This is a genomic window from Ruegeria sp. AN6, from assembly GCF_056540425.1.
Genome location: NZ_JBQFWR010000003.1, coordinates 286,638 through 299,085, shown reverse-complemented (window position 1 = coordinate 299,085; position 12,448 = coordinate 286,638). Strand labels below are relative to the sequence as shown.

The 12,448-nt window shown below is 57.5% G+C and carries 14 protein-coding genes; 4 read left to right on the top strand and 10 right to left on the bottom strand.

The features are described 5' to 3' along the window. Positions 1-21: 21 nt before the first annotated feature. From napA to ACR0MQ_RS07840, 9 genes are all read right to left on the bottom strand, one after another. Positions 22-2,514 carry a nitrate reductase catalytic subunit NapA gene (napA, locus tag ACR0MQ_RS07880; RefSeq protein ID WP_170773372.1) on the bottom strand — a complete coding sequence of 831 codons (2,493 nt, stop codon included), beginning with the start codon at positions 2,512-2,514 and terminating at the stop codon, positions 22-24. Positions 2,515-2,531: 17 nt separating this feature from the next. Next, positions 2,532-2,804 (bottom strand): chaperone NapD, encoded by a 273-nt coding sequence (locus ACR0MQ_RS07875; RefSeq protein WP_170471362.1) that lies wholly within the window; start codon positions 2,802-2,804, stop codon positions 2,532-2,534. After that, the gene (gene napF / locus ACR0MQ_RS07870) at positions 2,801-3,313 is read right to left on the bottom strand and encodes a ferredoxin-type protein NapF (protein ID WP_170773351.1); all 513 of its coding nucleotides are present in this window, start codon (positions 3,311-3,313) and stop codon (positions 2,801-2,803) included. Before napF ends, ACR0MQ_RS07875 begins: the two co-directional genes overlap by 4 nt. 213 nt (positions 3,314-3,526) lie before the next feature. Next, positions 3,527-5,455, bottom strand: coding sequence for a 1-deoxy-D-xylulose-5-phosphate synthase (dxs, locus tag ACR0MQ_RS07865; protein ID WP_480607149.1), 1,929 nt, complete (start codon positions 5,453-5,455; stop codon positions 3,527-3,529). Positions 5,456-5,469: 14 nt separating this feature from the next. Continuing rightward, the gene (locus ACR0MQ_RS07860) at positions 5,470-6,336 is read right to left on the bottom strand and encodes a polyprenyl synthetase family protein (protein WP_480607146.1); all 867 of its coding nucleotides are present in this window, start codon (positions 6,334-6,336) and stop codon (positions 5,470-5,472) included. Further along, complete coding sequence (locus tag ACR0MQ_RS07855; RefSeq protein WP_010443127.1) at positions 6,337-6,579, bottom strand: exodeoxyribonuclease VII small subunit; 243 nt, start codon at positions 6,577-6,579, stop codon at positions 6,337-6,339. It abuts the gene before it with no gap. After that, positions 6,576-7,502 carry a histone deacetylase family protein gene (locus ACR0MQ_RS07850; RefSeq protein ID WP_480607143.1) on the bottom strand — a complete coding sequence of 309 codons (927 nt, stop codon included), beginning with the start codon at positions 7,500-7,502 and terminating at the stop codon, positions 6,576-6,578. Before ACR0MQ_RS07850 ends, ACR0MQ_RS07855 begins: the two co-directional genes overlap by 4 nt. A gap of 68 nt (positions 7,503-7,570) precedes the next feature. After that, the gene (locus tag ACR0MQ_RS07845) at positions 7,571-8,272 is read right to left on the bottom strand and encodes a response regulator (protein ID WP_170773342.1); all 702 of its coding nucleotides are present in this window, start codon (positions 8,270-8,272) and stop codon (positions 7,571-7,573) included. After that, on the bottom strand, positions 8,269-8,781 hold the full coding sequence (locus ACR0MQ_RS07840; RefSeq protein WP_010443130.1) for a MarR family winged helix-turn-helix transcriptional regulator: 513 nt from the start codon (positions 8,779-8,781) through the stop codon (positions 8,269-8,271). The genes ACR0MQ_RS07845 and ACR0MQ_RS07840 overlap by 4 nt, the downstream gene beginning before the upstream one ends. Positions 8,782-8,939: 158 nt before the next feature. Between ACR0MQ_RS07840 and ACR0MQ_RS07835 the strand changes: the two genes are divergently transcribed. The 4 genes from ACR0MQ_RS07835 (at position 8,940) to ACR0MQ_RS07820 (ending at position 11,830) form a co-directional block, all read left to right on the top strand. Then, positions 8,940-9,806, top strand: a complete 867-nt coding sequence (locus tag ACR0MQ_RS07835; RefSeq protein WP_480607139.1) for a branched-chain amino acid aminotransferase — start codon at positions 8,940-8,942, stop codon at positions 9,804-9,806. A 116-nt stretch (positions 9,807-9,922) separates the two neighbouring features. Further along, positions 9,923-10,873: an AraC family transcriptional regulator gene (locus ACR0MQ_RS07830; protein WP_480607136.1), complete on the top strand. Its 951-nt coding sequence runs from the start codon at positions 9,923-9,925 to the stop codon at positions 10,871-10,873. Positions 10,874-10,984: 111 nt separating this feature from the next. Next, positions 10,985-11,350 (top strand): SPW repeat domain-containing protein, encoded by a 366-nt coding sequence (locus tag ACR0MQ_RS07825; RefSeq protein ID WP_170773338.1) that lies wholly within the window; start codon positions 10,985-10,987, stop codon positions 11,348-11,350. Positions 11,351-11,620: 270 nt separating this feature from the next. Next, positions 11,621-11,830 (top strand): hypothetical protein, encoded by a 210-nt coding sequence (locus ACR0MQ_RS07820; RefSeq protein WP_010443134.1) that lies wholly within the window; start codon positions 11,621-11,623, stop codon positions 11,828-11,830. Here ACR0MQ_RS07820 and cobO read toward each other — a convergent pair. Then, on the bottom strand, positions 11,827-12,426 hold the full coding sequence (gene cobO, locus ACR0MQ_RS07815; RefSeq protein WP_010443135.1) for a cob(I)yrinic acid a,c-diamide adenosyltransferase: 600 nt from the start codon (positions 12,424-12,426) through the stop codon (positions 11,827-11,829). The two genes, ACR0MQ_RS07820 and cobO, sit on opposite strands and share 4 nt — an antisense overlap. Positions 12,427-12,448 lie beyond the last annotated feature (22 nt).

Below are 12,448 nucleotides of genomic sequence, written 5' to 3'. Positions count from 1 at the left end.
GACCTTTGCCTTACCAGCCTTTTACGCGCGCTCGACCTTACAGGCGCATTTCTTGAAGTCGGTCTCTTTCGACAGCGGGCAGGTCGCGTCCAAGGTCAGCTTGTTGGTTAGCTGGCCCTCATCGAACCAAGGCATGAAGACAAGACCGCGCGGAACTTTGTTCCGGCCGCGGGTTTCGACCCGGCTGTTGACCTCCCCGCGGCGGGTAGACAGAACGATCTCCTGCCCGCGCCGCAGACCACGCTCGCGCGCATCGTCCGGGTGCATGTAGACAACGGCGGCGGGATAGGCGCGGTGCAGTTCGGGCACGCGGCGGGTCATCGAACCTGAGTGCCAGTGTTCCAGCACCCGGCCCGTGCAGAGCCACAGGTTGAACTCTTCATCCGGTACCTCGGGGGCGGGCTCGTATGGTGCAAAGATGATCTTGGCCTTGCCATCCTTATGGCCATAGAACTTCACATCCGCACCTTCGGGCACGTAAGGATCATAGCCTTCACGGAAGCGATAAAGCGTCTCTTTGCCGTCCACGACCGGCCAGCGCAAGCCGCGGGCCTGATGGTAAGTTTCGAACGGTGCCAGATCGTGCGCATGGCCGCGACCGAAATTGGCATACTCCTCGAACAGGCCCTTCTGCACGTAGAAGCCAAAGTGCTCAGATTCGTCGTTGTCGAACCCTTCCGCGGTTTCAGACAGCGGGAACTGGTCGATCGTGCCATTGGCAAACAGCACGTCATACATGGTTTTGCCGCGATGTTCGGGCATGGTGGCCAGTAGTTCCTCGCCCCAAACTTCTTCAACGGTGAAGCGTTTGGAGAACTCCATCAGCTGCCAGAGGTCCGATTTCGCCTCACCCGGAGCCTTGACCTGTTGCCGCCAGAATTGCGTGCGACGCTCGGCGTTGCCATAGGCACCTTCCTTCTCGACCCACATGGCGGTGGGCAAGATCAGGTCAGCGGACAGAGCCGTTACGGTCGGGTAGGGATCGGATACGGCAATGAAGTTTTCCGGGTTGCGATAACCGGGATAGCCCTCTTCGTTGATGTTTGGTGCGGCCTGCATGTTGTTGGTGCACTGCACCCAATAAGCATTCAAATCACCGTCCTTCAGCTTGCGGTGCTGCAATACGGCGTGGAAGCCGGGTTTGGGCGGGATGGTGCCTGCAGGAATTTTCCACGCAGTTTCGCAGATCTCGCGGTGCTTGTCGTTTGCCACGACCATATCGGCGGGCAGACGGTGCGCGAAGGTTCCGACCTCACGTGCTGTACCACAGGCCGAGGGCTGACCGGTAAGCGAGAAGGGCGAATTGCCGGGCTCTGAAATCTTACCGACCAGCAGGTGCACGTTGTACATCAGTGAGTTCACCCACGATCCGCGGGTGTGCTGGTTGAAGCCCATGGTCCACAGGCTCATCACCTTGCGGTTTGGATCTGCATATTGCTGGGCCAGACGCTCGAGCTGAGATGCAGGAACGCCGGAAAGTTCCGATGTGTATTCCAGCGTGTATTCCGAAACCGCCTCGGCATATTCCTCGAAACTGATCGGTTCCAATTTGCCTGAGTTCGGGTTTTCAGCCTCTTGCTGCAGCGGGTTGTTGTCACGCAGGCCATAGCCGATATCGGTGGCGGTCTTGGTGATGTTCACATGGTTCTTGACGAAGTCTTCGTTCACAGCGCCGTTCTGGATGATGTAATTGGCGATGTAGTTCAGGATCGCCAGATCGGTTTGTGGTGCGAAGACCATGCCGTTATCGGCCAGCTCGAACGAGCGGTGTTCATAAGTCGACAGCACATGCACTTCGGATCCCGGTTTGGTCAGACGCGTGTCGGTCAGGCGTGACCACAGGATGGGGTGCATCTCGGCCATGTTCGAACCCCAGAGCACGAACGTATCGGCATGCTCAAAATCGTCATAGCAACCCATAGGCTCATCAATGCCAAATGTACGCATGAAGCCGACAACCGCCGAGGCCATGCAGTGGCGCGCGTTGGGATCGATGTTGTTGGACCGGAAACCAGCTTTCATCATCTTGGCAGCGGCATAACCTTCCCAAACGGTCCACTGGCCCGAGCCGAACATGCCAACGCTGGTTGGCCCTTTCTCGGCAAGGGCCTCTTTCCACTTGGCGGCCATGACGTCGAAGGCTTCGTCCCAGCTGACGGGCTCGAATTCACCGTTCTTGTCGTATTCGCCGTTGGTTTTGCGCAGCATCGGCGTGGTCAGTCGGTCTTTGCCGTACATGATCTTGGACAGGAAATAGCCCTTGATGCAGTTCAGGCCGCGGTTCACGGGCGCGTCCGGGTCGCCCTGCGTGGCAACCACGCGCCCGTCTTTGGTGCCGACCAAGACTGAGCATCCGGTGCCACAGAACCGGCAGGCGGCTTTGTCCCAGCGAATATCAGGGTTTCCGGCCTGAGCGTTGGCTTGTCCGGTTGCAAGCGGCAGACCCGCTGCCGAGGCTGTCGCAGCGGCGGCGGTTGATTTCAAAAAGGTCCGGCGGGATTCAGAGATGGTCATGACATGGGTCTCCGGCTTTAGATCTGGCGAGAAGCGTTAAGGTGCGGACGGGTCTCCGCGAGGTCTTCGAAATGGTGATAAGTCAGGGTCAGAGAGATCACACCCGGGATCTGATGCAGATCCATGATCGTCTCGGACGCCAGTTTTTCCGGCGTATCCTCGACCACAACAACAATGCGGCCATCCTCGGATGCCGCGTGAACCTCTGCCCCGTTTGTACCTGCAATCGTGGCTTGTGCACTCTGCGTGGTTTCAGGGGTTACATGGACGAGGCATCCACAGATGTTCATAAGGCGACCTCCTGCGTGGGCGGGGTGTGGCGTTCAAAGCTGACGGAACCGGCGGGGCAGGCGCTAGCGCAGGCGCCGCAGCCGTTGCAGGTATCGGTGTCGAGTACGGGTTCGGCGCGGCCACCGGTCTGCAATTGAAAGCGGATTGCACGGTGGTCGCAGACATCCTGACAGACCCGACAGCTGACGCCGTTCATCGACAGGCACGTGGCAGCAACTTTGGCGCGCCAGGGCCAGTCGGCGATATGTTCGGGGTTCAATGCTCCGGTTGGGCAGGCATTGGCGCAATCGCCGCAAAATGTGCAGGGGCTTGCATCCAGTTGGACGACGGGGAAGCCTTGTGTGTCGAACTTGATTATGTCTTCAGGACATGCCTCGCGGCATTCGTCGCATTGCGTGCACAGCTCAAGGAACTCGGCTGCATCTGCCCCAGGCGGGCGGATGGAGTTTTGATCATTGCGCAGCACTTTTCCCTTAAGAAATGCACGGCGGCTGGCTAGCTTGTTCATTCGCTTGCGACCTTATGCATAGAGGGCAAGGAGCAGCCTCAACCCGAGTCGGGTTCTAGTGTAACCCGAACATCAGGATATTGACCTATGTCATTTTCAAAGCTGTTATTTCCCCGCAGAGGCAAAAAAACATGTGCAAGAAATGCACAATTTCAGATGTGTCTATGAAACTTAAATCACGACCACGCGTTTGCGCCAAATGAATTCGCCGATTCAGGCGCGTTTTTCACCAATCGTCGTGACGCCCAGAATCGACAGCACTTTGGCCTCGATCTGCTCTGCATTCATACCAGCGACCGCGTACATATCCGCTGGGTTTGCCTGATCGATGAAGATATCCGGCAACACCATCGAGCGATACTTCAACCCTTCGTCGAACACGCCCTCATCGGCCAAAAGCTGCGCAACATGACTGCCGAAACCGCCAACTGCGCCTTCCTCGATCGTGATCAGCGCCTCGTGGTTCGCGGCCAGATCAAGGATCAAATCCCGATCCAGAGGCTTGGCAAAGCGCGCATCGGCGATGGTGGGGGCGATCCCGCGCGCGGAAAGCGCCTCGGCCGCCTTCTGCACCTCGGCCAGCCGCGTCCCGAAGGACAGCAGTGCTACACGCGCACCTTTTTGGATTATGCGGCCTTTGCCGATCTCCAACACTTCACCGCGCTCGGGCAAGTCAACGCCCACCCCTTCGCCGCGAGGATAGCGGAAGGCGATCGGACCATCATCATAAGCGACGGCAGTGGCAACCATGTGTATCAACTCAGCCTCATCCGCGGCGGCCATGACAACCATGCCCGGAAGGTTGGCCAAGTAAGCAATATCAAACGATCCCGCATGGGTTGCGCCATCGGCTCCGACCAATCCAGCACGGTCGACGGCAAAGCGCACCGGCAAGCGTTGGATGGCTACGTCATGTACCACCTGATCGTAGCCACGCTGTAGGAAAGTGGAATACATTGTACAGAACGGCTTCATCCCGCCGGCGGCCAGCGCAGCCGAGAAGGTCACGCCATGCTGCTCGGCAATTGCCACGTCGAAACAGCGCGACGGATAGCGCTCGGCAAACAGGTTCAGCCCGGTCCCGTCCGGCATTGCGGCGGTGACCGCGACGATCTTGTCATCCCGCGCCGCTTCCTCGACCAGAGTCTTACCAAAGACCGAGGTATAGGACGGCGCGTTGGATGGGGCTTTCTTCTGCTCGCCCGTCACCACATCGAACTTAGCGGTTGCGTGACCCTTGTCGCGTGCCTGTTCGGCAGGGGCATAACCCTTGCCCTTTTTGGTCAATACGTGGATCAGGATCGGACCTGTCGCTTTGGCCTTGACCGCACGCAATACCGGCAACAACTGGTCCAGATCATGCCCGTCGATGGGGCCGAGGTATGAAAAGCCTAATTCCTCAAACAAGGTCCCGCCCATGGCCATGCCCTTCAACATGTCCTTGGCGCGCTTGGCCCCTTCACGGAAGGGTTCCGGTAGCAACGACACCGCGCCTTTGGCGGCCGCTTTCAGATCGTGAAACGGCTCTTCCGCATAAATGCGCGATAGGTAGTTGGACAGAGCACCCACGGGTGGCGCAATGCTCATCTCGTTGTCGTTCAGGATCACGATCAGGCGTTTCTTCAGATGCCCTGCATTGTTCATCGCCTCAAATGCCATGCCCGCAGACATCGAGCCATCGCCGATCACGGCAATCGCATCGCCGAGGCCTTCGGGCGTCACACCGCCCAGATCACGGGCCACGGCAAACCCCAGCGCGGCGCTGATCGAAGTGCTGGAATGGGCCGCGCCAAACGGGTCATAAGGGCTTTCGCTGCGTTTGGTGAACCCGCTCAGGCCATTTTTCATACGCAGGGTACGAATCCGATCGCGGCGCTCGGTCAGAATCTTGTGCGGATAGCACTGATGACCGACGTCCCAGATGATCTTGTCTCTCGGAGTATCGAACACAGCGTGAAGCGCCGTGGTCAGCTCAACCACGCCCAGACCCGCGCCCAAATGCCCGCCGGTAACCGATACTGCAGAGATCGTCTCGGCCCGCAATTCATGTGCGACCTGATGCAGTTGCGCATCCGTGAATTGCTTGAGGTCCGCAGGGCGGTTCACAAGGTCCAACAAGGGCGTATTCGGGCGGTCAGACATTTGGCGTTCCTGGCTTAGCTGTCCCGGGCAATAACGAAGCGGGCAGCCTGCTTCAAGGTTTCTGCCGCGGGGCCATATTCATCCAACGCAGCACAAGCCTGATCCACAAGCTCAGCGGCACGGGATTTAGCCGCATCCAGACCAAGAAGCGAGACAAAGGTCGCCTTGCCCGCCTCTGCATCCTTCTGCAAGCGCTTTCCTGCCTTTTCGGCATCTCCTTCAACATCCATGATGTCATCCGCGATCTGAAAGGCAAGCCCAAGCGCCTGGGCATATTGGCGCAAGGGGGCAGGATCGGCCTGCGCCAACCGCGCGCCTGCACAGGCGGACCATTCGATCAACGCGCCGGTCTTGCCCACTTGCAGTTGCGTAATCTCATCCAGTGTCAGTGGCTCTGCTGCCGTCTCCGCCGCAATATCCAGCGCCTGACCCAGAACCATACCCTGCGCGCCGCTCGCTTTTGCCAGTGTTAGAGCCAGTTCGGCGCGCATTTCAGCATTTCCGACCTCTGGCCGCACGCAAAGCTCAAACGCAAGTGTCTGCAGCGCATCCCCGGCCAGAACGGCTGTCCCTTCATCCCATTTCACATGGACTGTGGGGCGTCCTCGCCGCAGGTCATCATCATCCATGCAGGGCAGGTCGTCATGTACCAGAGAGTATGCATGCAGCGCTTCGATCCCCGTCGCCGGCCAGATCGCCCGAGCCGCATCGACGCCAAGTAACCGCGCGCTTTCCAGTACCAGAAACCCTCGCAGACGCTTGCCGCCCGCGGTGGCATAGGCCATCGCCTGTGTCACATCCAGATCGTCCAACTTCCCCAGAACCAGATCGAAATGGTCTTGAATCAGCGCGGCATCCTGTGCCAGCTTTTCACGAAACATTTACTGACCTTCGACAGGCGTCGTCCCGGTTGGCTGGCCATCTGCGTCCAAAGTGATCGCGGCCACCTTTTCCTCGGCGCGTTTCAGCTCATCCTCACAGCGTTTCTTCAACGCCGCACCCCGCTCATACAAAGCGATCGACTGATCCAGCGCCACATCCCCGCGTTCCAGCTGGCCCACCACGGCCTCAAGCTCTTTCATCGCCTGTTCAAAGGTCATCTGTTCGACTGGGGTATCGGTCATTGTGCTGCCTTCATCAATTCTTCCACATGGGCGCGTGTCGCCTCGGCCAATGCGTTCAGATCATACCCGCCTTCCAGAGTCGAGACGATACGCCCATCACACACTTCATCAGCAATCTTGCACAGCTCCGCCGTGATCCAGGCGAAATCACCCGTGGACCAGTTAAGATTTGCCAACGGATCATCCTGATGGGCATCAAACCCGGCGGAGACAATAATTAGTTCCGGCTTGAATGCGCGCAGTCGTGGAAAAGCTTGCACCTCATAAGCGGCTCGCATCTCCGCTCCGCCTGTGCCCGGTGCCAAAGGAATATTCAAAACCGTCTCATAAGCGCCGGTTTCGTCAGTACGGCCAGAGCCGGGCCATAACGGCATCTGCTGACTGGTGATCACCAGCACGCGCTTTTCGTCCCACAGCAAATCCTGCGTGCCATTGCCATGATGAACATCAAAATCCACCACTGCCACGCGGTTCAACCCGTGATGATCCAGCGCATGCTTTGCAGCTAACGCGGCATTGCCAAACAGGCAGAACCCCATGGCCGTTTCCGTCTCGGCATGGTGGCCTGGCGGTCGTATCGCACAGAACGCATTCGGTGCTTCACCGCCCAGTACCAGATCGACTGCTCGCACCACCGCACCTGCCGCGCGATAGGCCGCATCAACAGATCCTGGAGACATGAATGTATCCCCATCAATCTGCTTGAAACCATCCGAGGGCCTATGGTCGAGAATATCATTGATATGGTTCTGAGGATGCACCCTCAACAGATCATCATCCGCCGCCAATGGCGCAGTCACACGCTGAAGATCCAGACCCTCAAGCGCATGCAGGATATGCTCCAACCGCGCCACCCGCTCTGGATGCCCCTCCGGCGTCACATGGTTCAGGCAATCTGCGTGGGTCAGCAAAGCGGTTTTCATCAGGATTCCATCTTCATCTGGCTAAAAATATCCTCGCCCAAGGCCTAAAAACGCCGCGCGGCGGCTCATCAGTCCGGCGCCAGCATATAGCCCGCACCGCGCACAGTTTGCAGATACCGAGGCTGTTTCGGATCCTGCTCCAGCTTCCGACGCAAGCGGGTGATCTGCACGTCCACCGCACGTTCCTGCGCCTGTCCCTTGTCGCGCCCCAGGTCCTCGACCAGCTTGGCACGGCTAATCGGTTCGCCGGGCTGGGCCGAGAATATCTTCATCAACTGGCTTTCCGTTGCAGTCAGGCGCACCGGATCTTCGCCCTGCCACATCTCACCCCGCTCGATATCGTAGCGAATTGGTCCAAGATGCAGAATCTTGGCCACCGCGTCCTGCGCGGGCGTTTCCGGCATCCGGCGCAGAATGGCATTGATCCTAAGCAGCAACTCTTTGGGTTCGAACGGCTTGGACAGATAGTCATCAGCTCCGGCTTCCAAACCAGCAATCCGATGCTCGGTTTCGCCCTTTGCCGTCAGCAACAGGATCGGGGTGGAATGCGTTTCGCGCAAGGCCCGTGTCAGGCTGACGCCATCCTCACCGGGCATCATCACATCCAGCACAATCATATCAAAATCCAACCCTGACAACACCCGCCGCGCATGGGCCGCGTCGCGCGCAGAAGTCACTAAGAACCCGCTGCGCATCAGGAATTGCTTGAGCAGGTCACGAATGCGCTCGTCATCATCGACGATAAGAAGATGGGCGTCCATTTCGCTCATGAAGTCGTATCCCGCAGTTTTGTATATGCACGACGCATATCAGCATCCATCATCGCTTCAAGCACTTTGCGAAACCCGGCCACTGCTTCGGGGCCCGCATCCTTGTAGGCCGCGCGCATCCGGGCGCGCTGGGCGTCGGAGAGTTTGGCCTCTAACGCCTTCCCCTTATCCGTCAGAAATAGGTGGCGTTCACGTTTGTCCACTGTTCCGACTCGGCTTTCGACCAGACCATCTTCGATGAGGCTACGCAGAACGCGGTTCAGCGATTGTTTGGTAACACCCAATATGGCCAGCAGATTGTTGACCGTCGTTCCCGGCGCTCGGTTGATGAAGTGGATGGCCCGGTGATGCGCCCGACCATAGGCCAATTCTGTCAGGATACGGTCAGGGTCCGCGGTAAAGCCGCGATAGGCAAAGAACATGGCCTCGATACCCTGCCTCAGTTGCTCATCTGTCAGAAACAACAGGCTTTCTCCGCCAAAGACCGGGGCGGGACGGATGTCGGACATGTTGGACCTCATTCGCAATATGATCTGACTTTATGTCAGCCTTATTGACATTCCAAGTGCGCACAGGTATCGAATCGCAGTTTTTGCGCAACATTATGTCCGATGCGGACCTAAACGGCGCAACATTCGGAAATCTAGCCCGGCTCAGGAGGTTTCGCATGGCGGGATATGACGATCGCGACGGTGTCATCTGGATGGATGGCGAACTTGTGCCCTGGCGCGAAGCGAATGTGCACATTCTGTCCCACGCGATGCACTATGCGTCCTCCGTGTTTGAGGGTGAGCGCGCCTATAACGGCAAGATCTTCAAAAGCCGCGAACATTCGGAACGCCTGATCGCCTCGGCTGAGGCGCTGGATATGCCGATGCCTTACTCGGTTGATGAGATCGAGGCGGCAAAGGAAGAGGCGCTGAAAGCCAGCGGTCTTCAGGATGCTTATATCCGAGCTCTGGTCTGGCGTGGCTCTGGTGAGGATATGGGTGTCGCTTCCGCCAAGAACCCCGTTCGGATGGCCATCGCTGTTTGGCCTTGGGGTGCGTATTACGGTGATGCCAAGATGCAAGGTGCCAAGCTGGACATCGCCGAGTGGAAACGACCCAGCCCGGAAACCATTCCGGTACATGCCAAGGCAGCGGGTCTTTACATGATCTGCACCATTTCAAAGCATAAGGCCGAGGCCAAAGGCTGCTCGGACGCTTTGTTCATGGATTACAACGGCAACGTGGCAGAAGCGACGGGTGCCAACGTCTTCTTCGTGAAAGACGGAGAAGTGCACACCCCGCTGGCCGATTGCTTCCTGAACGGCATCACCCGTCAGACGGTGATCCAGATGCTGAAAGACAAGGGCGTCACTGTCCACGAACGCCGCATCAGACCCGAAGAAATGGCAGATTTCGAACAGTGCTGGCTGACAGGTACAGCAGCCGAAGTCACGCCGGTCGGGCAAATCGGTGACTATACGTTTGAAGTAGGCGATCTGACCTGCGAAATCGCCGAAGACTACGAAAAGCTGGTCCGCGCGTAAGTTAATACCGCTTTGAACCCCCGCTCAGGCGGGGGTTTTGATCGCAGGTCGTGCAAATTTTTGTGCAGATCGTCCCGAGATATGGACGCCTGCGTGTGAGACCGTATTCTTGATCTATGTTGGATCTTCTCAGCGATATTCTCACCCGCCTGTCTCTTCGTGGCACGTTTTACTTTCGCACATCCTTTACCCCTCCGTTCGGGATACAGGTGCCGAGCTACGAGAACGTGGCCCGCTTTCACTTTGTTCAGCGCGGTGAGCTTAAGGTTTACCTGTCTGCAACTGGCGAGACGCTGCGGTTGCGGCAGGGCGACCTGATCTTGATCCCACATGGCGCGTCACACGCGCTGCTGTGCAACGAGGTCAAACCCTATGACGCTCTGCCACTTGAGCAGGTGTTGGATCAGTCCGGCTACACGGGCGACGGTGTGCTGGTCTATGGCGGGGCGGAAGAAGAACGCGATACGCAACTGATCTGCGGTCATTTCTCGTTTACGGGACCCGCCGGTCGGAAAGGGACTGGGCATATGCTGATCGATCGGCTGCCACCCTATATTCTGATCGAGAATTACGGGGAGGACGCTGGCACCTGGATTGAGGCGACCCTGCGCATGATCGGATCAGAGGTGTCCGGCGCACGCATTGGCGGCGATTTAATTGCTTTGAAACTGTCTGAAGTGCTGTTTGCGCAAGCAATACGGGCCTATCTGGAACACCAAAGCCCGGATGAGGCCGCGCTGGCCGGGTTTGCCGACCCGCGCATCTCGCGGGCGCTGACGGCATTTCATCAGTCCCCCGCACAGGAGTGGAGTGTTGCCTCACTCGCGCGCGAGGCAGCGATGTCGCGCACCGCGTTTGCCCAGCTTTTTGCCCAGAAGATGGGAACAACTCCGATACAATATCTGACAGATTGGCGGATGCAGATAGCCTGTCATGGGTTGACCGAAAACCGCTGGAATGTTGCGGATGCGGCTGCCGAGGTGGGATATGCCTCTGAGGCCGCGTTTTCGCGCGTGTTCAAGAAGCAGCTTGGCGTATCTCCCGCCGCCTATCGGGCACTGCACTGATCGTTCTTGTATTTCGAACGATCTGCAAGGTTTATCAAACGACCAAGTATACTCCGTTCGGATCGCTGCTCCTATCCTTTAGCCATCACTGATTAAGGAAAGGAAGTTGAAATGTCCCTGCGTTTTGTCACCCGCTCTGTCCATGCGTATCTCGACTACCCGGTTGCGATTGCGCTGATGGTGTTGCCCTTTGTTCTAGGGCTTGGTCAGTCCAACCCCATGGCGCTCTGGCTGTCCGTGGTTACAGGCGTGGCCGCCTTCGTATTGACCGTTCTGACAGATCATCATCTCGGAATCTGGAGGGTGCTGTCCTACAAGTTCCACCTCGCCGTAGATCTTCTTGTTGGTATTACCTTTCTGATGGCGCCCAGCCTGCTTGGATTTTCCGGCATTGACGCCCTGTTCTACTGGGTGAACGGTGCCGCTGTTGTCGCGGTCATATCGCTTAGTGCGCCCGAAAAAGGTGTTGTTGTCTGACCGAATACCAAATCTGTAAATCATTGATGGGCTGTGCGGATTTCTGCGTGGCCCTCTTCCTTTTTTGGCTCTAATAAGGCGATTTGCCCAAATTGAGCTGGCGATGATGTAATCGAATTTAAGGCTTGAAATTTCCGATAAAAACAATCAGATATAATGCAACGCCAGATTTTGATATCAAGCTCCAGGTTCTGGGGCGATCTGTAGGCTCAGCTTGTGCAGATGTGAAGGCCTGCCATCGCCCCGGAAACGACCACAAAGAGGCTGCGATTGCGCGAACGTTTCGAAGAATTGATGGGCGATCCCTGTTGCGCGTCATGTGATTGCGATGCGCTGACCTCAGATGTCGCCGCTTATCTTGATCACAAGACCTGTGATGCCGAACGTTGTCGCAAGCTCGAGGAACACCCCGTCGTGACACCTGAGCCTGTCAGGCGCGCATCACTGCGCGCGCTGAATGAAGGGGAAGTGCGGGTTTAGAAATCCACACCCCGCTGGGCTTTGATACCGGCCTGAAACGGGTGCTTCTCTTCGGTCATCTCGGTCACTAGATCCGCATATTCGCGCAAAGCTTGGGGTGCATCCCGGCCTGTCAGGAATACGCTGGTTTTGTCCGAACGGGCCTTAAGACCGTCAATAACGGTCTCTACTGAAAGGTATTCGTAGCGCAGCGCGATATTGATCTCGTCCAAAACAACAAGATCATAGTCGCCGCTTTTCATCAGATCACACGCCTTGCCAAAGGCTGCCGTCGCGGCAGCAATGTCACGTTCGCGGTCTTGCGTATCCCAGGTGAAGCCTTCGCCCATTGTGTGCCAGGTGACCAGATCACGCTCTTCAAAGAACCTGCGCTCACCCGTCTTCCATTTGCCTTTGATGAACTGAACCACAGCCACTTTCTGACCCCAACCCAAGGCGCGAATTACTACACCAAATGCGGCCGAGGACTTGCCCTTGCCCTTGCCGGTGTTGATCAGCACCAATCCCCGACCGGGATCAACCGCTTCCGAGACTTTTTTGCGGTGCTTCGCCTGCACTTCTTGCATCTTTTCTTTGTGGTTTTGTGCGTCGCTCATCGGGAAACCTCATGGGAATGTC

Coding starts and splice junctions, on each gene's coding strand:
- napA (WP_170773372.1), bottom strand. CDS start 2,514: ATGACCATCTCTGAATCCCGCCGGACCTTTTTGAAATCAACCGCCGCC.
- ACR0MQ_RS07875 (WP_170471362.1), bottom strand. CDS start 2,804: ATGAACATCTGTGGATGCCTCGTCCATGTAACCCCTGAAACCACGCAG.
- napF (WP_170773351.1), bottom strand. CDS start 3,313: ATGAACAAGCTAGCCAGCCGCCGTGCATTTCTTAAGGGAAAAGTGCTG.
- dxs (WP_480607149.1), bottom strand. CDS start 5,455: ATGTCTGACCGCCCGAATACGCCCTTGTTGGACCTTGTGAACCGCCCT.
- ACR0MQ_RS07860 (WP_480607146.1), bottom strand. CDS start 6,336: ATGTTTCGTGAAAAGCTGGCACAGGATGCCGCGCTGATTCAAGACCAT.
- ACR0MQ_RS07855 (WP_010443127.1), bottom strand. CDS start 6,579: ATGACCGATACCCCAGTCGAACAGATGACCTTTGAACAGGCGATGAAA.
- ACR0MQ_RS07850 (WP_480607143.1), bottom strand. CDS start 7,502: ATGAAAACCGCTTTGCTGACCCACGCAGATTGCCTGAACCATGTGACG.
- ACR0MQ_RS07845 (WP_170773342.1), bottom strand. CDS start 8,272: ATGAGCGAAATGGACGCCCATCTTCTTATCGTCGATGATGACGAGCGC.
- ACR0MQ_RS07840 (WP_010443130.1), bottom strand. CDS start 8,781: ATGTCCGACATCCGTCCCGCCCCGGTCTTTGGCGGAGAAAGCCTGTTG.
- ACR0MQ_RS07835 (WP_480607139.1), top strand. CDS start 8,940: ATGGCGGGATATGACGATCGCGACGGTGTCATCTGGATGGATGGCGAA.
- ACR0MQ_RS07830 (WP_480607136.1), top strand. CDS start 9,923: ATGTTGGATCTTCTCAGCGATATTCTCACCCGCCTGTCTCTTCGTGGC.
- ACR0MQ_RS07825 (WP_170773338.1), top strand. CDS start 10,985: ATGTCCCTGCGTTTTGTCACCCGCTCTGTCCATGCGTATCTCGACTAC.
- cobO (WP_010443135.1), bottom strand. CDS start 12,426: ATGAGCGACGCACAAAACCACAAAGAAAAGATGCAAGAAGTGCAGGCG.